The sequence below is a fragment of the Paracoccus sp. J56 genome, assembly GCF_019633685.1.
In the GTDB taxonomy this organism is placed as follows: Bacteria; Pseudomonadota; Alphaproteobacteria; order Rhodobacterales; family Rhodobacteraceae; genus Paracoccus; species Paracoccus kondratievae.
The window spans coordinates 17823-36583 of record NZ_JAFL01000006.1; the positions used below are offsets into that span (position 1 = coordinate 17823).

The 18761-nt window shown below is 61.7% G+C and carries 20 protein-coding genes; 3 read left to right on the top strand and 17 right to left on the bottom strand.

Annotated elements, in window-relative coordinates:
* Window positions 1-7 precede the first annotated feature (7 nt).
* Window positions 8-1120, bottom strand: a complete 1113-nt coding sequence (locus M511_RS05805) for a sugar ABC transporter substrate-binding protein (RefSeq protein WP_029372618.1) — start codon at window positions 1118-1120, stop codon at window positions 8-10.
* A 224-nt stretch (window positions 1121-1344) separates the two neighbouring features.
* On the opposite strand from M511_RS05805, the gene M511_RS05810 reads away from it, so the two are divergent.
* Window positions 1345-1998: a TetR/AcrR family transcriptional regulator gene (locus M511_RS05810; RefSeq protein WP_010399539.1), complete on the top strand. Its 654-nt coding sequence runs from the start codon at window positions 1345-1347 to the stop codon at window positions 1996-1998.
* Window positions 1999-2004: 6 nt separating this feature from the next.
* Here the strand turns inward: M511_RS05810 and M511_RS19640 are convergent, their stop codons facing one another.
* Window positions 2005-2325, bottom strand: coding sequence for a heme-binding protein (locus tag M511_RS19640; RefSeq protein WP_085501638.1), 321 nt, complete (start codon window positions 2323-2325; stop codon window positions 2005-2007).
* 98 nt (window positions 2326-2423) lie between these two features.
* Between M511_RS19640 and M511_RS05820 the strand changes: the two genes are divergently transcribed.
* Together M511_RS05820 and M511_RS05825 are read left to right on the top strand one after the other, a co-directional pair.
* On the top strand, window positions 2424-2855 hold the full coding sequence (locus tag M511_RS05820) for a hypothetical protein (RefSeq protein ID WP_085501639.1): 432 nt from the start codon (window positions 2424-2426) through the stop codon (window positions 2853-2855).
* A 439-nt stretch (window positions 2856-3294) separates the two neighbouring features.
* The gene (locus tag M511_RS05825) at window positions 3295-4227 is read left to right on the top strand and encodes a sugar-binding transcriptional regulator (RefSeq protein WP_010397594.1); all 933 of its coding nucleotides are present in this window, start codon (window positions 3295-3297) and stop codon (window positions 4225-4227) included.
* Here the strand turns inward: M511_RS05825 and M511_RS05830 are convergent, their stop codons facing one another.
* From M511_RS05830 to ugpA, 15 genes are all read right to left on the bottom strand, one after another.
* Window positions 4228-5670, bottom strand: a complete 1443-nt coding sequence (locus tag M511_RS05830) for an FGGY-family carbohydrate kinase (protein ID WP_085501640.1) — start codon at window positions 5668-5670, stop codon at window positions 4228-4230.
* A 15-nt stretch (window positions 5671-5685) separates the two neighbouring features.
* The gene (locus M511_RS05835; RefSeq protein ID WP_010397591.1) at window positions 5686-6342 is read right to left on the bottom strand and encodes an HAD-IA family hydrolase; all 657 of its coding nucleotides are present in this window, start codon (window positions 6340-6342) and stop codon (window positions 5686-5688) included.
* 3 nt (window positions 6343-6345) lie between these two features.
* Window positions 6346-7809: a mannitol dehydrogenase family protein gene (locus tag M511_RS05840; RefSeq protein ID WP_085501641.1), complete on the bottom strand. Its 1464-nt coding sequence runs from the start codon at window positions 7807-7809 to the stop codon at window positions 6346-6348.
* Window positions 7810-7821: 12 nt separating this feature from the next.
* Window positions 7822-8820 carry an ABC transporter ATP-binding protein gene (locus M511_RS05845; protein ID WP_010397587.1) on the bottom strand — a complete coding sequence of 333 codons (999 nt, stop codon included), beginning with the start codon at window positions 8818-8820 and terminating at the stop codon, window positions 7822-7824.
* Between the two features lie 12 nt (window positions 8821-8832).
* Complete coding sequence (locus tag M511_RS05850) at window positions 8833-9663, bottom strand: carbohydrate ABC transporter permease (protein WP_085501642.1); 831 nt, start codon at window positions 9661-9663, stop codon at window positions 8833-8835.
* Window positions 9664-9667: 4 nt separating this feature from the next.
* Complete coding sequence (locus M511_RS05855) at window positions 9668-10537, bottom strand: carbohydrate ABC transporter permease (RefSeq protein WP_010397581.1); 870 nt, start codon at window positions 10535-10537, stop codon at window positions 9668-9670.
* A gap of 101 nt (window positions 10538-10638) precedes the next feature.
* On the bottom strand, window positions 10639-11946 hold the full coding sequence (locus M511_RS05860) for an ABC transporter substrate-binding protein (protein ID WP_085501643.1): 1308 nt from the start codon (window positions 11944-11946) through the stop codon (window positions 10639-10641).
* A 137-nt stretch (window positions 11947-12083) separates the two neighbouring features.
* Entirely contained in the window at window positions 12084-12548 is a 465-nt protein-coding gene (queF, locus tag M511_RS05865; protein WP_010397578.1) for a preQ(1) synthase, read from the bottom strand.
* A gap of 17 nt (window positions 12549-12565) precedes the next feature.
* Window positions 12566-13273 carry a 7-carboxy-7-deazaguanine synthase QueE gene (gene queE / locus M511_RS05870; protein WP_085501644.1) on the bottom strand — a complete coding sequence of 236 codons (708 nt, stop codon included), beginning with the start codon at window positions 13271-13273 and terminating at the stop codon, window positions 12566-12568.
* Window positions 13270-13623 carry a 6-carboxytetrahydropterin synthase QueD gene (queD, locus tag M511_RS05875; protein ID WP_085501645.1) on the bottom strand — a complete coding sequence of 118 codons (354 nt, stop codon included), beginning with the start codon at window positions 13621-13623 and terminating at the stop codon, window positions 13270-13272. Before queD ends, queE begins: the two co-directional genes overlap by 4 nt.
* Entirely contained in the window at window positions 13623-14324 is a 702-nt protein-coding gene (gene queC / locus M511_RS05880; protein ID WP_085501646.1) for a 7-cyano-7-deazaguanine synthase QueC, read from the bottom strand. Before queC ends, queD begins: the two co-directional genes overlap by 1 nt.
* Before the next feature lie 99 nt (window positions 14325-14423).
* On the bottom strand, window positions 14424-15854 hold the full coding sequence (locus M511_RS05885) for an alkaline phosphatase D family protein (RefSeq protein ID WP_085501647.1): 1431 nt from the start codon (window positions 15852-15854) through the stop codon (window positions 14424-14426).
* A 102-nt stretch (window positions 15855-15956) separates the two neighbouring features.
* Window positions 15957-17018: a sn-glycerol-3-phosphate import ATP-binding protein UgpC gene (locus M511_RS05890; protein WP_085501648.1), complete on the bottom strand. Its 1062-nt coding sequence runs from the start codon at window positions 17016-17018 to the stop codon at window positions 15957-15959.
* A complete protein-coding gene (ugpE, locus tag M511_RS05895) occupies window positions 17019-17882 on the bottom strand; it encodes a sn-glycerol-3-phosphate ABC transporter permease UgpE (RefSeq protein WP_085501649.1) in 864 nt (287 codons plus the stop codon). It abuts the gene before it with no gap.
* The gene (gene ugpA / locus M511_RS05900) at window positions 17875-18756 is read right to left on the bottom strand and encodes a sn-glycerol-3-phosphate ABC transporter permease UgpA (protein ID WP_085501650.1); all 882 of its coding nucleotides are present in this window, start codon (window positions 18754-18756) and stop codon (window positions 17875-17877) included. The genes ugpE and ugpA overlap by 8 nt, the downstream gene beginning before the upstream one ends.
* Between the last annotated feature and the right edge of the window lie 5 nt (window positions 18757-18761).

Sequence of the window (18761 nt, forward strand, 5' to 3'; positions counted from 1 at the left end):
TCAGAAATCAGCGATACTGGATCTGGCCGTTGCTCGGCCCCCAGAAGTCGGTCCAGTCATATTCAGGCGTGGCGTCCAGATACTGCGCCTTGAACTCGGCCGCGTCCTTCTGAGTGATCAGGACGGTCGGACCGTAGAACTCACGATGCTCATGCGGCTCCTCGGACGGTTTGAACGTGCCGATGGCCGCGTGATAGGCCAAGGCCGCCGAGATACCGCCACCCCAATAGGGGTTGGTAAAGACCGTAGCCAGAAGCTGACCGTCCATGACCAGCTTCACCGCCTCGGGATTACCGTCATAGGCGACGATCGGCATGTCGGTGATGCCCTCGGCCCGCAGCGCCTCGATCACGCCATAGGCGATGTTGTCGGCGGCGCAATGGACGCCGGTGATCCGGTCACCATAGCGGGTCAGGAAAGAGGACATCAGCTCCGCCGCCTTGGTCGTGTCCCAATCGGCAGGCTGCGCGTCCAACAGTTCGATATCGGGAAAGTCCTTCAGCGCGTTCTGCAACCCAGCCAGTCGCTCGACCGCCGGATTGTTCGCCGCGATGCCGCCCAGATGCACCACGCCGCCCTTGCCCCCCATCGCCTCGAACAGGATCCTCGCGGTTTGCTCGGAGGGCTGTTCGTCCGACCAGGTCATGTGGCTGACATAATTGTCGCCGAAATCCCAAGGGTGCAGGTCGTCGGTCTTGTTCCAGATGGTCGAGATATAACCGCCCGCCGCCTGCACCGCCTCGACGATGGGCCGGGCATTGGGACTGTCGTTCGGGTCGCAGGCGATGGCGCAATTGCCGCCGGTCTTAGACAGGAATGCCTTGATATCGGACAGAGATTTTTCCGACGAACCCTCGCTGATCAGGTTGACCATGTCCGATTTGCTACGGCCGATGGATTCAACGAAAGCCTCGCCTCCCGACACGACCGCATTCCAATAGGCCGAGGCACGGTCGCGATAGCTCCATGCAATGGCGGGATCGGTCAGCGCGGCGCGGGCCTGACCGCGCCCGAATACGGCTGGAACGGCGAGCGTCGCCATGCCGGCAGCCCCCGCCAGCAGCAACTTGCGACGGGTTATGACCTCACGGTCGATATAGTCCTTGATAAAGGTGGACATCTTCAGCCTCCCCATAAGGCGCCGCCCGAATCTCTCCTCAGATCCACAGATGGCGAGCGCCGTCAAAATAACGCACTAACTGGTTACTTTTTTCAGGGATGTTGAGTCAAGCGTAATCATTAACCGGATAGTGCATTAAATCGCCATCGTCGTCTTGCGTCAGCCATGGACTGCTATAACCTTTGCGAGGCATTGAACGAGCCAGGAACCACCGGAGACACAGCGTGACCGCACAAGCCAAGACGCCGCCGCGTAGCAAGCCCCGCATCCGCGATGCAGACGCGACCAAAGCGCGCATCCTCAAGGCGGCACTGAACGAGTTTGCCCGCAATGGCTTCGGCGGCGCCCGCGTGGACGTCATCGCCGAAAAGGCCGATGCCAACAAGCGGATGCTCTATCACTACTTCGGCAGCAAGGAAGAGTTGTTCCAGACAGTGCTCGAGAATGCCTATATCGACATCCGCGATGCCGAGCAGAAACTGGCGCTGGACCACCTGCCGCCCAAGGAGGCGTTGGCGCGGCTGGTGCGTTTTACCTGGGAATACTACCTGAAGCACCCCGAGTTCATCACACTGGTCAACAGCGAAAACCTGCACCGGGCCAAACACCTGAAGAAGTCGGAGATCGTCAAGATCTACAGCCGCCGCTTCGTCTCGATGGTCGACACGATCCTGGAGCGCGGCGTCGCAAGTGGCGATTTCCGCTCCGGCATCGATCCGGTGCAATTGAACATCACCATCGCTGCGATCGGCTATTACTATCTGACCAACCGCTTCACCGGCTCGATCATCTTCGAGCGTGACCTGATGGCGAAAGAGGCGCTCGAAGAGCGCCTCCAGTTCAATATCGACACGATCCTGCGTCTGGTCAGCGCCTGACCTGCTTCAGGTTCCGTTACCTAGGCCCAGGCTGTGAAGCGCTGCTTGGGCACATTCCACGTCCTCGTGTCCCTGCACCCCGGAAACCCCGACGCCGCCCACGATGGTCCCATTGTGAACGATGGGCAGGCCCCCTTCCCAGGTGATCAACCGGTGACGGTTTGCCAAGCCGGCCCTACGCTCATCGGTGCTGTTCATCCGAACGCAGAAATCCAGTGTCGAACGTCGCATCGTGGCTGCCGTGAACGCCTTGTCGACAGCGAAGTCCAGCGTTTGAGCCGCGACACCATCCATGCGGGCCGGTGCCGATCTCAGCACCGGCTTCATCTCGACAAGGCTCGCGTAGCTTCCCTGATCCGCTGCGCCCGTCCCGACGAAACGGATGGAAGGGGTGTATTCGCCGCAAGCGTCCCGGAAACCACCCCATGCTGAGAGAGATTGCTCGCAACGCGGAGCCCTGTTCGGCCTCCCCGCTCCAGGCGTATATCACCGACCGGATTGCAGGCCGTCCTGGTCCGGCATGGCTGGATGGCCAGCCGCTCGAACGGGCCATTCGGGTTACGGAAATTCTGGGCACCGCCCTGGAGTTCGGTCCGTATGTCACCTTCGAGGATCTGTCCTTCAGTGAACGGCATGTGGCCGACACATGTGGCTGGACCTATACCTCGAAGGGCGAAACCGGGATCCGCCGCGCATTCCGAATTCTGGAGGCCAGCCATAACCCGAAGCAATCGCCCGCCCGGGGCGATAAATGGGTCGCCTTCGGTCTGTTGCTGGATGAGTTCCAGAATCCCGCGCAAAGCAGCTCACTCCGCAGAATCTTCGAAGAGCATATCGCCAGCACCGCCGAATCCTGAATCGCCAATCGGGTAAGCCTGGCCAGACACCGCTCTCTATCAGATGCCAGACTTCGTCAGGCCGCCTTCGGGCGGCCTTTTCCTTTGGTCGTCACGCAATATTTCGATGGTCGATAATCGCGGTAAAAGTGGACAAAACAGAAAACCGCGCATCTAAATAATAAAGTAAACTCAATCAGTTATTTTGCACCAGAGTTGCCGGAATGGCCATTGTTTCAGTGATCGGACACGCATGGCGGCCAGGTCGGCTACTGGGGCGCGAACGGAATATGAAGGGCCAGTTCTTTCCAATTCTGATCTGGGAAAATGGGCGTTAACCTGTTGCCAGCCCCCTCCCCCCTCTCCAGTTGGGATCCCAAAGCCGCCGCTGGACACTTGCGGCACCACCAAGCTAGACACGTAAAGGGATAGTTAGGGTAGGAAAGACGGACAGCCCCTTATGGTGAACCAGGGCCGGAAACTTGAGCAGGCAGCCAAGGCGGCGTGGCTTTCCTATGTCGCAGGCAAGACCCAGGATGAGATCGCCGGGATCATGGGCGTCTCGCGCCAGACTGCGCAGCGGCTGGTTGCTCAGGCTATGGCCGAGGGTATCGTCAAGATCCGCATCGACCACCCGTTTGCCCATTGCATGGATATTGCCGCCGGGCTGCAGCACAAATGGGGGCTGGAGTTTTGCCAGATCGCCCCCTCAGATGCCCCCGAAGCAGGTGTCGCGCTGATGGTCGCGGACACGATCGAGCAATGGTTGCGCCGGGCCGAGCCTTTGACCATGGCGATCGGCACCGGCCGCACCCTGCGCAGCGCCATCGCGCAACTGCCCCATATCGACTGCCCCCAGCATCGTATCGTCTCATTGACCGGCAATATCGCGCCCGACGGCTCGACCGCCTATTATAACGTGCTGTTTACCCTGTCAGATCTGGTCAGCGCCCGCAGCTTTCCATTGCCCCTGCCCGTCATCGCCCCCAGCATGAGCGAACGGCAGGCCGTGAACAGCCAGCCAAGCATCCGGCGCCTGATCCAGATGTCGTCTGAGGCGGCGGTCGCATTTGTCGGCATCGGCACTGTGGGCGAGAACGCGCCATTGATGCTTGACGGTTTTCTGACCCAGCCCGAGCTTGACGCCCTTGTCGATGCCGGCGCGGTGGGCGAGATCACTGGCTGGGCCTATGACACCCATGGCGCGCTGGTGCCGGGGCTTAGCAATGATCGCGTGGCCTCGGCCCCGATCCCCCCGCGGGAAACGACGCTTGTTATCGGCGCGGCGCATGGCAGTGAAAAGGTTCCGGCGATCCGCGGCGCGCTGCGGGGCGGGCTGATCAGCGGGCTGATCACCGATGCCACAACCGGTGCGGCGCTGCTGTCGGGCTAGCTACATCGCAGCAATTTCAGCGCGCTGTTCTTGCATGCGCAAAAAGATGCGCCAGTCCCGCTCACGCCGGATACAGGCGGCGGGATCAGGCTTTGTCACCTCGATCGGCCGGGCAAAATGGTCGCGGGCAGCAAGAACACCGCCGCTGAGCGGCGCAGCAGCAAGGATGGCTGTGCCGCGCAGCACCGCGTCTTCGGGCTGCCAGTGGATCTCGGCCCCGATGGCATCAGCGTAAAGCTGGCGCAACAGGGGTGAGCGCGCCTGCCCACCCGCCATGGCCAGCGCCTGGGGTATCAGGCCCATATGCGCGATCACCTGACGCGTTCCCAGCGCGATCCCGACCGCCGCGCGCCAGTAAAGCGCATCCAGCGCCTCGGGGCTACGCTCAAGGGTGAGACCCTGAATGACGGCACGCAGCAGCGGATCGGCAAAGGGCGTGCGGTTGCCCTTGATATCAGGCAGGACATGCAGATCGGCCGCAGGCTCGGGGGCCGAGGCGATACGGGCAAGGATCACGTCGTGATCGGTCGGCTCGGGGTAAAGGGCGCGCAGACGTTCCAGCAGCGCGCCGGTCGCAGATTGCCCTCCCTCGGTCACGCTTTCATCGGGCAGAATGGCACCGGGATAAGGTCCCCAAAGCGACGTGCGCGGGCCTATCCCTGCCGCGATCACACAGTTCGAGGTGCCCGCGATCAGCGCCGGCATACCGGGCGCCGCGCCAAGCGCCCCGGCAAAGGCGTCGATCAACCCCGTTGCGACCAGCGTTTCCTGTTTTAACCTCAGTTCGGCCGCGCCTTGCGGTGACAGGGGGCCAATGCGGCTGCCGGGGGACAGAACCGGACCGGGGCGCGGAAAATCGGCGACCCCTGCCCGTTCCAACAGATCCTGCTGCCAGCCGCCACGGTCAGGAAGCCACGCCCATTTTGCCACCGCCGCGCAAAGCGAGCGCGCCTCGATACCTGTCGCCCGAAAGGTCAGATGGTCGCAAAGGTCCCGTACGCCGTTCAGCGTCGCCCAGATCCCGGGCCGGTTGCGCTTCAGCCACATAAGCTTTGGCGTCTGCATCTCGGGCGAGACCGAGCCCCCAGCCCGCACCACCACCTCATGCGGGATGCGGCTAAGCTCGGCTGCCTCGGCAACCGCGCGATGATCGTGCCAGGCGATTACGTCGGGCGAAAACCCCGGGGCGTCAACGACCAAAGAACAGGTCGCATCGAAAGCCAGCGCGCCGATCTGCGCCGGGGGCACGCCGGCCTGATGGCGTGCCTCGGTCAAGGCATCGGCTACGGCCTGCCAAATCTCGGCAAAATGATACATGGCCTGTTGGTCGGGCCCCGGGATGGTGGCAAAGCCCCGGCTGGCGCGTGCAACAAGCCGGCCGTCAAGGGTGAAAAGCCCCGCCCGCGCCCGGGCCGAGCCCACATCCACGGCCCCGATCAGCACGCTGATTCCCCTTTGTTAGTCCAGATCATCCAGAGTTTTGGGCAAATCGCTGGCGCGGTCAATCAGCGCATCCGGGGCAAGCTGTGCCAGCTTTTCGGCAAGGCGCGCCGGTCCCGCGTGACTGCCGCCCAGAAAGCCGATCACCCGCATCCCCGCCGCACGGGCAGCGCGCAGACCGGCCGGGCTATCCTCGATCACCACACAGTCAGCGGGATCAACCCCCAGTTTTTTCGCAGCGAAAAGGAACAAATCGGGCGCTGGCTTGCCGCGCGAAACCTGCACCGCCGAATAGACATGCTGACCGAAAAAAGACGCAAGCCCGGTCAACGACAGCGACAACGACAGTCGTTCGGGCGCACTGGATGAGGCGACGGCGCGCGGACCTGAAAGCCGGGCCAGTACCTCGGCCATGCCGTGAACCGGCTGCAACTCGCGGCGGAAACGTTCGGCCAGCGCCGTGGCATAACCCGGCAAGGCCGGTCCCAGATCGACACCATGCGCACGCGCCGCATCGGTGATGGTCGAGAATGAGCGGCCCAGAAACTCATCATAAATGCGCGCAAGGGTGATGGGCGCGCCCTGCCCTTGCAACAGCGCCCCGATCTCGGCCGCTGCGAGGGGCTCTGAATCAACCAAAACCCCGTCACAGTCAAAGATCAGCCCGCGCGCCACTGCCTAGCCCCGGATATAAGCGTCAAGCGTCGCACGCGTGCCCTTGTTCCACAGCATCGCAAGCCAGCGGGCAAAGGGTTGGGCAAAGCGCGGATCGCGCCCCGTTGCGCCATAGATCTCGGCCATGGCAAGCCACGCGGCGGGATCATTGCGCGCGGCCTGTGCCTGAATGATCAGACGATCCCAGTTCGGATCGTTCGGCGCAATAACGGCCCCGCTGTCGCTGATGCCCGCGCAATAGCGGCACCACAACGCCGATTCCAGCGCCAGCCCCTCGACCGGCTGATCACGTTCAAGCCGGTGGGCGATGGTCGGGACAATGAACTTGGGCTGCCGGTTCGAGCCATCAAGGCAAAGCCGGCGCACCGTATCCCCGATCTTGGGGTTGGCACAACGTTCGGCCACCTTGGCGAAGTAGGCGCCAAGATCGGTGCCGGGCACGGGCGGCACGGCGGGGATGATCTCATCACGCTCGATCTTTTCAAGAAAGGCGCGGATCTGGGCATCCTCCATCGCCTCATGGACGAAGTGGATGTCGAGCAGTCCCGCCGGATAGGCGATCACCGCATGGCCGCCATTCAGGATGCGGATCTTCATCAGCTCCCACGGCGTCACGTCCTGTACGAATTCAACACCGACCTTTTCCAGTGCGGGTCGTCCGGCAGGAAAGCGGTCCTCAAGCACCCATTGGATGAAATCTTCGCAAAAGACCGGGGCGTCATCCTCAATGCCGAAATCCTCGCGCACCAGACGCCGCTCACGCTCGCTGGTCGCAGGAGTGATGCGGTCCACCATACCGTTCGGAAAGGCGACTTCGGCGGTGATCCACTCGGCAAAATCCGGGTCAGAGAGGCGCGCCGTCTCAACCACCGCCTCACGCGTGACATCGCCGTTATGGGGGATGTTGTCGCAGCACATGACGGTAAAGGGCGCATGACCCGCCGCGCGACGCGCCCTTAGTCCGGCGACGATGAGGCCAAACACCGTTTGCGGCATATCGGGATTGGCCGCATCGGCCGCAATGGCGGGATGGGTGGGATCGAAATGCCCGGTAGCGGCGTCGATGAAATAGCCGCCCTCGGTGATGGTCAGCGCGACAATGCGAATCGCCGGATCGGCCAAGCTGGCGATTACCCGGACATGATCACCGGGGGTGATATAGTCGATGACCGGCCCCAAAACCCGCGCCCGCGACGCCCCAGCCGATTGTTCGACCAGCGTGTAAAGGTGGTCCTGCACTGCCAGAGTGTCACGCATCCGCGCATCCCCCGACATGACGCCCGCGCCGATGATGGCGAAATCATGGGCCAGTCCCATGTTCATCAGCCGGTCCAGATAGGCCGCCTGATGGGCGCGGAAGAAATTCCCGACCCCGAAATGCAGGATACCGGGGCGCAGCCGCCTGCGATCATATTCCGGGCGCGGCTGGCTGATCTGCCCAAGGGTCTGTTCACTTAATCTTGTCATTTTCATCCCGGATCACAGAGCGCTGCCGTTTTGGTCAAAGCGATACAGCCTTCCGTCCTGCGGGGTCAGGTGGATGCGGTCCCCATGGCTGGCGGGGAATTCGCCCTCGGCCCGGGCAACCACATGGGTTCCATCGTCCAGATCGACATGCAGGAAGGTATCCGAACCCAGATGCTCGGCGACCCCGACCCGGCCCGCAAACGCCCCCTCGCTCATCGACAGGCGGAAATGCTCGGGGCGGACGCCGATCGCATGGGCACCAAGACGCGCGGCGGCCTCGCCTTCAAGAAAGTTCATATTCGGGCTGCCGATAAAGCCCGCGACAAAGCGGTTCGCCGGGCGGCGATAAAGCTCAAGCGGGCTGCCCACCTGTTCGATCCGGCCGGCGCGCAGAACGACGATCTTGTCGGCCATGGTCATCGCCTCGACCTGATCATGGGTGACATAGATCATTGTGGTAGCTAGTTTTTTGTGCAGCTCGGATATCTCGACCCGCATGTTCACCCGCAGCGCCGCATCAAGGTTCGACAAAGGCTCATCAAAGAGAAATGCCGAAGGTTCGCGCACGATCGCACGGCCGATCGCCACGCGCTGACGCTGACCACCTGAAAGCTGACCCGGACGGCGGTCCAGATAGTCGGTCAGGTTCAGGATCCCTGCCGCGTGCTGGACGCGCCGTTCTTGTTCATCGGCGCTCAGCCCCGCCATCTTTAACGGGAAAGCGATGTTTTTGCGCACCGACATATGCGGGTACAGCGCATAGGACTGGAACACCATCGCAAGTTTGCGCCGCGACGGAGGCGCCACCGTCACATCTTGCCCGTCGATGACGATCCGCCCCGAGGTCACGTCCTCAAGCCCTGCGATCAGCCGTAAAAGCGTGGATTTCCCGCAGCCCGAAGGGCCGACAAAGACCACGAACTCTCCGTCCTCGATCTGCAGGTCGACCCCGGGGATGACCTCGACCTCGCCAAAGCTTTTGCAGACCTGTTCAAGCGTGATGCTTCCCATATTTGCCTCCCCTTATTTCACCGCGCCAAAGGTCAGCCCACGGACGAGCTGTTTCTGGCTGAACCAGCCAAGGATCAGGATCGGGGCGATGGCCATTGTACTCGCCGCCGAAAGTTTCGCGTAAAACAGCCCCTCGGGGCTGGAATAGCTGGCGATAAATGTCGTCAGCGGCGCCGCTTTGGACGTGGTCAGGTTCAGCGTCCAGAACGCCTCGTTCCAGGCAAGGATCACGTTCAAAAGCAGCGTTGAGGCGATCCCCGGCACTGCCATGGGCGTCAGCACATGAAGGATTTCGTTGCGCAGACTTGCCCCGTCCATCCGCGCCGCCTCAAGGATCTCGGACGGGATTTCGCGGAAATAGGTATAAAGCATCCAGACGATGATCGGCAGGTTGATCAGCATCAGCACCACGGTGATGCCCAGCCGGCTGTCAAGCAGCCCAAAGCTGCGGAACATCAGATACATCGGGATCAGGACCCCGGCCGCCGGCATCATCTTGGTCGACAGCATCCACATCAGCAGGTCTTTGGTCCGACGCCCCGGTTGAAAGGCCATAGACCAGGCCGCCGGGATCGCCACGACAAGACCCAGCAGGGTTGAGCCGACCGAGATGATGACCGAGTTCATGAAATGCCGGAAATAGGGTGAGCGAGACTGCACCTCGGCATAATTCTCGACCGTCCAGTCAAAGAACAGGAACTTTGGCGGGCTGGCGATGGCATCGGCCTCGGTCTTGAAACTGGTCAGGATGGTCCAGAGGATCGGGAAAAAGATCACCAGCGCCGCGCCCCAGGCCAGGATGGTAAAGCCCCAGCGACGGCTTTGAGAGATGTTGCGGGCCATGTCGTTACTCCAGCGTCTTGCCGATCATCCGCATCAGGAAGATCGCCACGATATTGGCCAGGATCACCGCGATGATGCCCCCGGCAGAGGCGCCGCCCACGTCGAATTGCAGCAGGGCCTGGCTATAGACCAGATAGGTCAGGTTGGTGGATTGATAGCCCGGCCCGCCATTCGTCGTGACCAGGATCTCGGCAAAGACCGACAGCAGAAAGATGGTCTCGATCAGGATCACGACGGTAATGGCGCGCGACAGATGTGGCAGGACCAGATGGGTGAACTTGGCCAGAGTGCCCGCCCCGTCCATCTCGGCCGCCTCCATCTGCTCGCTGTCAAGCGATTGCAGCGCCGTCAGCAGGATCAGCGTGGCAAAGGGCAGCCATTGCCATGAAACGATCAGGATGATCGACATCAGCGGATATTGGGCCAGAAAATCGATGGGCTGGGCCCCGACCGCCTTGGCAAACCAGGCAAACAGCCCGTTCACCGGGTTCATGAACATGTTCTTCCACACCAGCGCCGAAACGGTGGGCATGATGAAGAAGGGCGCAATCACCAGAATACGTACCACACCCTGCCCGAACATCGGCTGATCCAGCAGCAGGGCCAGCGCAATGCCGCCCCCCACGGTGATGACCAGCACCCCACCGACCAGCAAAAGCGTGTTGCGCATCGCCGTCCAGAAGGCCGGATCTGACAGGAAATACTGGTAATTGGTCCAGCCGATGAACTGTTCCATCCCGGGTGACAGCAGGTTGTAGCTTTGAAAGCTGAACCACAGCGTCATGGCCAGAGGAACGATCATCCAGCCCAGAAGCAACAGGACCGAGGGGGAAACCATCAGCCGTGCCAGAGTTTTCTGGTGTCGGGTCGCCATCGGTGCGCCTCCCCGCGCAGGAAATCATTGTCGGTGCCGGGTGGCAGGGGACAATGCGCCCCCTGCCCGGCCCGCGACCGGGTTACATCGTCAACTGGGTATCACTTGGGATAACCGGCCTTGGCCATCTCGCGTTCGGCAATCTGCTGGGCCATCTGCAACGCCTGATCAACGCTGGCCTGACCAGCCAGAGCTGCAGAAAACTGCTGGCCTACCGAGGTGCCAAGGGCCTGGAACTCGGGGATGCCTACCCATTGCGTGCCGATATAGGGCACCTCGACGCTGGTCGGGTTTTGCAGATCGGCGGACATGATGCTGTCAAGCGTCGGCCTGGCAAAGGGCGCGGCCTGCTGATACTCGGGGTTTTCATAAAGCGAGGTGCGGGTGCCCGGAGGCACATTCGCCCAGCCCTCGGTCGCTGCGACCTGTTCGGTATAAGCCCTGGAGGTCGCCCAGGCGACGAATTTCTTTGCCGCATCAGGCGCATCGGTCGAAGAGGGGATTGCCAGCGTCCATGCCCACAGCCACATTTGCGGCTTTTCACCCTCGGGTGCCAGCGCATAGCCGACCTTGTCGGCCACCGTCGATTCCTTGGGGTTCGACACAAAGCTTGCCGCCACGGTGGCATCAATCCACATGCCGCATTTGCCGGTCTGGAACAGCGCGAGGTTCTCGTTGAACCCGTTGGACGAGGCGCCGGGCGGGCCGGCCTCATTCATGATGGTGACATAGTCGGTCAGCGCCTTTTTCCACTTCTCACCCGAGAATTGGGGCTTCCAGTCCTTGTCGAACCATGGCGCGCCATAGCTATGTGCCATCGAGGTCAGAAAGGCCATATTCTCGCCCCAGCCCGCCTTGCCACGCAGGCAGATGCCGTAGACCTCGGCCTCTTTGTCGGTCATCTTGCGGGCGGCGTCATAGATGAACTCCCATGTCGGGCGTTCAGGCATGGTCAGCCCGGCCTTTTCCATCAGATCGGTGCGATACATGATCATCGCGGATTCGCCATAGAATGGCGCGGCATATAGCTTGCCATCCACCGACAGGCCGGCGCTGATCGGCGGCAGGATATCAGCGGCATCGTATTCCTCGCCCATATCCTCAAGCGGCAACAGCCAACCCTGCCTGGCCCAGATCGGCACCTCGTAATTGCCGACAGTGACGATGTCATATTGCCCGCCCTTGGTGGCGATATCGGTCGTCACGCGCTGACGCAGCACGTTTTCCTCAAGCGTGACCCATTCCAGCGTGATGTCCGGGTTCGCATCGGTGAACGGCTTGCTCATCTTTTGCATGCGGATCATGTCACCATTGTTCACGGTGGCGATGGTCAGTGTCTCGGCCATGGCTGGCAGCGTCAGCGCCGTCACGGCGCAGGCCCCCATCAAGCCGCGCAGCATCATGCTCATGCGATTGTCCTCCCCTACGGATCAGCATTTGCTAATGTGATGGGCAAATGCTCACACATAGTGATGAGGGCTGTCAAGAAAAATCGGCGCGGAGCCTATGAGCACCCGCGCCGATAGATGATTTGCGTCAGCAAGCCTTAGCCGCGTCCGCGATAGGGTGGCACGCCCTGATCCGGGATCCAGACCCCCGAGGGCATCGGGCCGGTTTGCCAGAAAACGTCAATCGGCATACCGCCGCGCGGATACCAATAGCCGCCGATGCGCAGCCAGAGCGGAGCGAGGAATCCGGCAAGCCTGCGCCCGATAGAAACGGTGCAATCTTCGTGAAAAGCACCGTGATTTCGAAAGCTTCCAAGGTATAATTTCAGCGATTTCGACTCAACAAGCCAGTCACCTGGCACATAATCAATAACCAGATGTGCAAAGTCCGGCTGACCGGTCATAGGGCAAAGCGAGGTGAATTCAGGCGCGGTGAAACGTACGTTATAAGCAACATCGGCCTGCGGGTTCTGCACCCGCTCAAGCTCGGCCTTGTCGGGGCTTTCAGGCAGAACTGTTGCGCCACCAAGCTGTTTAAGGCCGCTATAGATCGTTTCGGACATTCTTCGCTCCTATGGTCTTATACGCCGCGCCGGTTGCCCCAGATCAGGACATGCAGTTGCGGCAGAATGTGGGGTTTCAGCCAGCCGCGGCCGACCGTGTTTTCGACCAGCCACAGCAACCGGTCGGCAAGGGCTTGTGGCTCGACCGGGGTTTCAGGGTCGGTTTCAGGGTTGCCGGGTTGCAGGTAAAGCGGCAGGTCGGGATAGCGGGCGGCAACCTCACGCGCCCAATCCAGATCCGCCTGATCGAAAATGACGATCTTGAGCACCCGCCGACCCGCGCCTTCGGCTGCGCTCAGGCAGCGATCAAAGGCATCCCAGTCCACCACCTGCCCGCTAGAGGGCGGCTTGGGTGACAGGACCAGCATGGCCAGATCGCCAAACCACGGCTGCGCAATCGAGCCCTGAGTTTCGCAGGCAAAGCGATACCCCCCGGCCCGCCCCAGCGCGATCAACGGGGCAAAATCCTGAATCGCCGGGTTCCCCCCTGACAGCGAAACGGTCAGCGGCTGGCCAGCCGACAGGCGGCGCACCTCGGCCCAGATTTCCCTGGCCTCCATTGGCCGCCATTCGTGTCGGTGACTGCTGTCCACGGCATGCAAGCTGTCGCACCAATGGCAGCGGTAATCACAGCCGCCAGCGCGGACAAAAACGGTCGGCTCTCCGATCAGGGCACCCTCGCCCTGAATGGTCGGGCCAAATATTTCGGCGATGCGCAGGGTCATGGCCGGTACTCGGCCCAGGTCTTGGGTGTCTCGGAAACACGGACCGCCACCGTTTCAGGCCAGCGCGCCTTGCACCAATCGTGAAAATGCCGCGCCATATTCTCGGCCGTTGAGGGGCCGTCCAGCACTTCATTCAGATGACGATGGTCGAATTGCGTGTCGATATAATGCTTTAACGGCGCAAGCTCATGATAGTCCCGCACGAAACCATCAGCGTTCAGCGTGGCCGAGGCCAGCTCGACCACCACGATGTAGTTATGGCCGTGTAGCCGGGCGCATTGGTGATCGGGAGGCAGATGGGATAGCTGATGCGAGGCCGAGAAATGAAATTCCTTGGAAATGCGGAACATCACTTCCGCCCCCGGTCAGCGACGGCTTGCAGCCAGAAATCCGGGTCCTCATAGGTGGTCGGGTCTGGGACACCGGCCAGTTGAAAGGCTTCGCGCCGTTCGACACAGGTGCCACAGCGGCCGCAATGCTGCTTACCGCCCCTGTAACAGGACCATGTGGCGGCAAAGGGGGTGTTGTGGCGTGCCCCTTCGGCGACGATATCGGCCTTGGTGCGATGGACAAAGGGCGTCAGCAGCGTGATCCGGGCATAGCCGTCAAGTGCCGCGTCCTGCATATGCTGGAACGCCTGGGTAAAGGCCGGGCGGCAGTCGGGATAGATGAAATGATCTCCGCCATGGACGGCGATGGCCACCGCCTCATCCCCCATCGAGGCCGCGACACCAAAGGCAATCGTCAGCATGATGGCATTACGGTTCGGAACCACGGTGATGCGCATGGTTTCCTCGACATAGTGGCCGTCGGGCACTTCGGCCCCTCCGGTCAGGGCCGAGCCGCCAAGTGCCGCCCCCACGCCGCGCAGATCTATGACGTGGTGGGGCACCTCAAGCTGCCAGGCGGTGGCGACCGCGAATTCCAGCTCTTTGCGGTGGCGTTGGCCATAATCGAACGAGATCAGGCGTGAAAGTTCGCCCCGTGCCGCGACCATATGAGCAAGCGTCACGGAATCGAGTCCGCCTGAGCAGACAACTAAAGTCTTCATATTGTGAACCCTTGTTTTGATAACCGGGTAGGCTGCGACCGGTATGGGCGCCCGGGATAGCGGGCTTTGGCGGGCGGCGCAACCGCCACGCCGGCCCGATCAGGCGGACAGCTCTAGCGGAGGCGTTTTGCCGCTGTCCTCAAGATGCCAGACCGCCTGCCAATGGCCCGCACTGCGGGTAAGGGTCAGGTAATTGCGTTCGGCGACATAGCGGTGGCGCTGGCCAGGCAGCGGCAGGATGCGGATCGGGTGGCCGGGCAAAGGCGCCTCGCCCAGCCCGGCAAACAGGCCCAGCAGCCGGGCATAGGCGCGCGAAGGCGCACGGTGGGAAATGCCCGAGGCGACAAGCTGATGGATCTTTTGCGCCTGCGGTCCCATTTCGGCCCGTGTGGCAAGGTGGATCTCGCCCGACAGGGCGGTGACGCGCGCATGGTCGCGCCATTGCAGCACCTGCCCCAGCATCCGCCGCCATTCAGCGCGATGTGCCCGGCTTTGCCATTGGTCGCGCAAGTCATCCTCGTAATGCTGCATACGCGGGATCGCCATCATCACCCGCTCGATCAGCGACAGGCGCGGACCAAGCAGCGGGACGCTGGAGACCAGAAAGATATGTTCGCCTTGCGGCGCCAGCGCCTCGACCGATTGCCAGCCCGCCGGGCCCATGATCCGATGACGGTCGCGTTCTGAACGCAGGTCGGGTGCTGCGATGGTCAGGCCGGGCAGTTCGCGTTTCCAGCCAAGGCTGGCACCTGTGGCGTCAAGAAACAGCTCGGGGATGTCGCTTTCAACCGCGCCATGCTGGAACAGCAAATAGGTCTCGCGCGCGGCCTGAAACAGCGCCTGGCCAACGGCCGAGCGCGCGCGCTTTTCAGGCAGCGAGCCCCAGCCGTCACAAATGTCATGGTCGTCCCAGATCGCCAGCGTCGGCACCCGTGCCGCCATCCACGAATAGCCGGGCGCGCGCAGCACATGCAGATAGCGTTCGACAAAACGGTCGCGCAGATGCCGGGCCAGATCTTGCAGCGCGGCAGAGTCATCGACCTCGGGCGCGTGATCGGGCCAATCCTCGCTCAGCGGGTGGCCTTGCGTCGCCTCATCAGCATAAATCTGGTCGCCGCCCTGCAATAGCAACGCAAAGGGGGCGCTGGCGTGATCCTGCGCCAACCGCGTCCACATCAGGTTACGTTCATCATCGTCGCGCTCAAGATCGCCGTTTTCCTCGCCATTACAGGAAACGAAGGCAAGGCGCAGATCGCCGCTCAGATCGGTGACGACCTCGTAAAAGCAGTCCGCGAACTCATAACCACGATCAGCGGGCGTCAGGGTAAAGTCGTGGCGCCAGATTGCGACATTGGCAATTTCGGCGATGCGGACAGGTGCGACCCCGGCCGTAGAAACCCGCAGCGACGGAGGCGCTGGCGCATTAAGCGGGCGGATGATGATAGTCGCAAGCCTGATCCCGCCCCCGGCCATGCCGCGAAAATGCAGGATCGGCCCCGCATGACCGGGTTCTTGCGCCTCATCCATCATAAACCTGCCTTCTTTATACTGCAGCGATGGATATAGGTGCGGCGCGGGCACCTGCAAACCGGGCCGGCGGCGAACCGCCTCTGGCCCGGCTGCAAAGTGACATTAACCTTCGATACGCTTTCCGCTTTCGGGGTCAAAGAAATGCAGATGCGCCGGATCAGGCACCGCCTCGACCCGGTCGCCGCGATCAAGCGTACTGGTGCCGGGCAAACGCAGAACGAAAGACACATCCGAGCCTTCGATCATGCCATAGCCGAAAGCATCCGCCCCCAGCCGCTCGACCGAGCGCAGCACGACGGGGATTGCCGCCTCGCCCGGTTCGGCCATGCGCATATGTTCGGGGCGCAGACCAAGACGCAGATCGCCCCCACGCGGCACGGGCAGCGGCAGGACCGCGCCCCCCGGCAAGGTCACGCGACCGTCAGCCGCGCTGACCGTAAAGATGTTCATGGCCGGAGAGCCGATAAAGCCCGCGACGAATTCACTGGCCGGTCGCTGATAGACCTCAAGCGGGGTCGCAATCTGTTCGGCCACGCCCTTGTTCATCACGATCAGCCGGTCAGCCAGCGTCATTGCCTCGACCTGATCATGGGTGACGTAAAGGGTGGTCTGGCCTGTGCGCAGGTGCATTTCCTTGATCTGCAAACGCATCTGGACCCGCAGCTTGGCGTCAAGGTTCGACAGCGGCTCATCCAGAAGCAGCGCCGCAGGCTCGCGCACCAGCGCCCGGCCCATGGCGACGCGCTGGCGCTGGCCGCCCGACAATGCGCGAGGCTTGCGGTCCAGATAGGGCTCAAGCTCAAGCATGGTTGCGGCCTTGGCGACACGGCTGCCGATCTCGGCCTTGGACATGCGGGCGATCTTGAGGCCGTAGGCCATATTCTCGCGCACCGACATGTGCGGGTAAAGCGCGTAGTTCTGGAACACCATGGCAATGTCGCGCTGACGCGGCTCAAGGTCGTTGACCACCTTGTCGCCGATCTCGACCGTACCAGAGGTGATCGCCTCAAGCCCCGCGACCATGCGCAGCAGCGTGGATTTGCCGCAGCCCGAGGGGCCGACAATCACCACGAATTCACCGTCAGCGATCTGCATGTTGATGCCATGGATCACCTGAGTTCCCGCATAACTCTTGCGGACGTCGTTCAGCAGGATGCGGGCCATTTATTTCTCCGTCTCGACCAGACCCTTGACGAACCAGCGCTGCATCAGCACCACCACCAGGATCGGCGGCAGAATGGCCAGCACGCTGGTCACCATCACGAGGTGCCAGGGGGTATCGGCATCAGCAAAAGAAACCATCTTCTTCAGCGCGATGACGATCGTGTTCATTTCGTTGGAATTGGTAACCAGCAGCGGCCACAGATATTGCGTCCAGCCATAGATGAACTGGATCACAAAGATCGCCGCGACATTGGTCAGCGACAGGGGCCACAGGATGTCCTTGAAAAACCGCCACGGCCCGGCACCATCGACGCGAGCCGCCTCAAGCAGCTCATCCGGAATGGTCATGAAGAACTGCCGAAACAGCAGCGTCGCCGTAGCCGAGGCGATCAGCGGCAGGATCAGACCCGGATAGGTGTTGATCAGCCCAAGATCGACCATGACCTTGTAGGTCGGCTGGATACGCACCTCGACCGGCAGCATCAGCGTGATGAAGATCAGCCAGAAACAGGCCATCCGCAGCGGAAAGCGGAAAAAGACGATCGCATAGGCCGAGGCCATCGAGATCGCGATCTTGCCAAGCGCAATCCCCATCGCAACGATGGTGGTATTGGCCAGCAGCCGCCACAGGCTGACCCCGCCAATGCGGCTGACCCCACCCGAGAATGCCTCGGAATAGTTCCGCACCGCCTCGGAACCGGGCAGCAGCGGCAAGGGCGGGCGCAGGATCGTTTGCAACGAATGGGTCGAGGCGACAAAGACGTAATAGACCGGGAAGGCCACGACAATCACGCCAAGCACCATCCACAGATGTGCGATCAGCCGGCCCGAACGGCGCGCAGCGAGAGGAGCGGACTCAGCCATAATGCACCCGCCTTTCGATGAAGCGGAACTGGAAGGCGGACAGCGCAATGACGATGATCATCAGGATCACCGATTGCGCGGCGCTGTCGCCCATGATCAGGTTGACGAAACCGTCGTTGTAAACCTTGTAGACCAGCGTTTCCGTCGCCTTGCCGGGGCCGCCACCAGTCACCGCATGGATGATGCCAAAGGTGTCGAAAAGCGCATAAACCGTGTTTACGACCAGCAGGAAAAAGCTCGTCGGTGCCAGCAGCGGAAAGGTGATGGTCCAGAACGTATGGCGGCGCGATGCCCCGTCGATCGCCGCCGCTTCCAGCAGTGAACGAGGAATTGCCTGCAAGCCTGCGACAAAGAACAGAAAATTGTAGCTGATTTGCTTCCATGTCGCGGCAGCGACAACCAGCCCCATGGCCTGTGTGCTGTCAAGCAGCGGGTTCCAGCTGATACCAAGCTGCCGCAGGGGCCAGGCAAGCGTGCCAAAGCTGGGATTGAACATGAAAAGCCACAGCATACCGGCAATGGCGGGCGCCACCGCATAGGGCCAGATCATCAGCGTGCGGTAAAACCCTTTGCCCCGGACAATCTTTTCGGCCTGCACGGCCAGAAACAACGCAATCGCCATGGCGAAAAATGCCACAAGTACCGAAAACACCACCGTCACCCGCATCGAGTTCAGATAGTTCGGATCGCTCAGCACCTTACGAAAATTCGCAAGCCCCACGAAGGTGGTCTTCAGGCCAAAGGCGTCCTCGCGCAGCATTGACTGGCGAAACGCCTGCGCTGCGGGCCAATAGAAAAAGATCAGCGTGATTGCCAGCTGTGGCGCCAGCAGCAGCCAGGGCAACAGCTTGTGCGGAAAGACGGTGCGTCTCATCTGTC

What these genes read in the sequence shown, in the direction of transcription:
- M511_RS05805 (WP_029372618.1), bottom strand. Translation starts at nt 1,120, where the DNA reads ATGTCCACCTTTATCAAGGACTATATCGACCGTGAGGTCATAACCCGT.
- M511_RS19640 (WP_085501638.1), bottom strand. Translation starts at nt 2,325, where the DNA reads ATGAAGCCGGTGCTGAGATCGGCACCGGCCCGCATGGATGGTGTCGCG.
- M511_RS05820 (WP_085501639.1), top strand. Translation starts at nt 2,424, where the DNA reads ATGCTGAGAGAGATTGCTCGCAACGCGGAGCCCTGTTCGGCCTCCCCG.
- M511_RS05825 (WP_010397594.1), top strand. Translation starts at nt 3,295, where the DNA reads ATGGTGAACCAGGGCCGGAAACTTGAGCAGGCAGCCAAGGCGGCGTGG.
- M511_RS05840 (WP_085501641.1), bottom strand. Translation starts at nt 7,809, where the DNA reads ATGACAAGATTAAGTGAACAGACCCTTGGGCAGATCAGCCAGCCGCGC.
- M511_RS05845 (WP_010397587.1), bottom strand. Translation starts at nt 8,820, where the DNA reads ATGGGAAGCATCACGCTTGAACAGGTCTGCAAAAGCTTTGGCGAGGTC.
- M511_RS05850 (WP_085501642.1), bottom strand. Translation starts at nt 9,663, where the DNA reads ATGGCCCGCAACATCTCTCAAAGCCGTCGCTGGGGCTTTACCATCCTG.
- M511_RS05855 (WP_010397581.1), bottom strand. Translation starts at nt 10,537, where the DNA reads ATGGCGACCCGACACCAGAAAACTCTGGCACGGCTGATGGTTTCCCCC.
- M511_RS05860 (WP_085501643.1), bottom strand. Translation starts at nt 11,946, where the DNA reads ATGAGCATGATGCTGCGCGGCTTGATGGGGGCCTGCGCCGTGACGGCG.
- queF (WP_010397578.1), bottom strand. Translation starts at nt 12,548, where the DNA reads ATGTCCGAAACGATCTATAGCGGCCTTAAACAGCTTGGTGGCGCAACA.
- queE (WP_085501644.1), bottom strand. Translation starts at nt 13,273, where the DNA reads ATGACCCTGCGCATCGCCGAAATATTTGGCCCGACCATTCAGGGCGAG.
- queD (WP_085501645.1), bottom strand. Translation starts at nt 13,623, where the DNA reads ATGTTCCGCATTTCCAAGGAATTTCATTTCTCGGCCTCGCATCAGCTA.
- queC (WP_085501646.1), bottom strand. Translation starts at nt 14,324, where the DNA reads ATGAAGACTTTAGTTGTCTGCTCAGGCGGACTCGATTCCGTGACGCTT.
- M511_RS05885 (WP_085501647.1), bottom strand. Translation starts at nt 15,854, where the DNA reads ATGATGGATGAGGCGCAAGAACCCGGTCATGCGGGGCCGATCCTGCAT.
- M511_RS05890 (WP_085501648.1), bottom strand. Translation starts at nt 17,018, where the DNA reads ATGGCCCGCATCCTGCTGAACGACGTCCGCAAGAGTTATGCGGGAACT.
- ugpE (WP_085501649.1), bottom strand. Translation starts at nt 17,882, where the DNA reads ATGGCTGAGTCCGCTCCTCTCGCTGCGCGCCGTTCGGGCCGGCTGATC.
- ugpA (WP_085501650.1), bottom strand. Translation starts at nt 18,756, where the DNA reads ATGAGACGCACCGTCTTTCCGCACAAGCTGTTGCCCTGGCTGCTGCTG.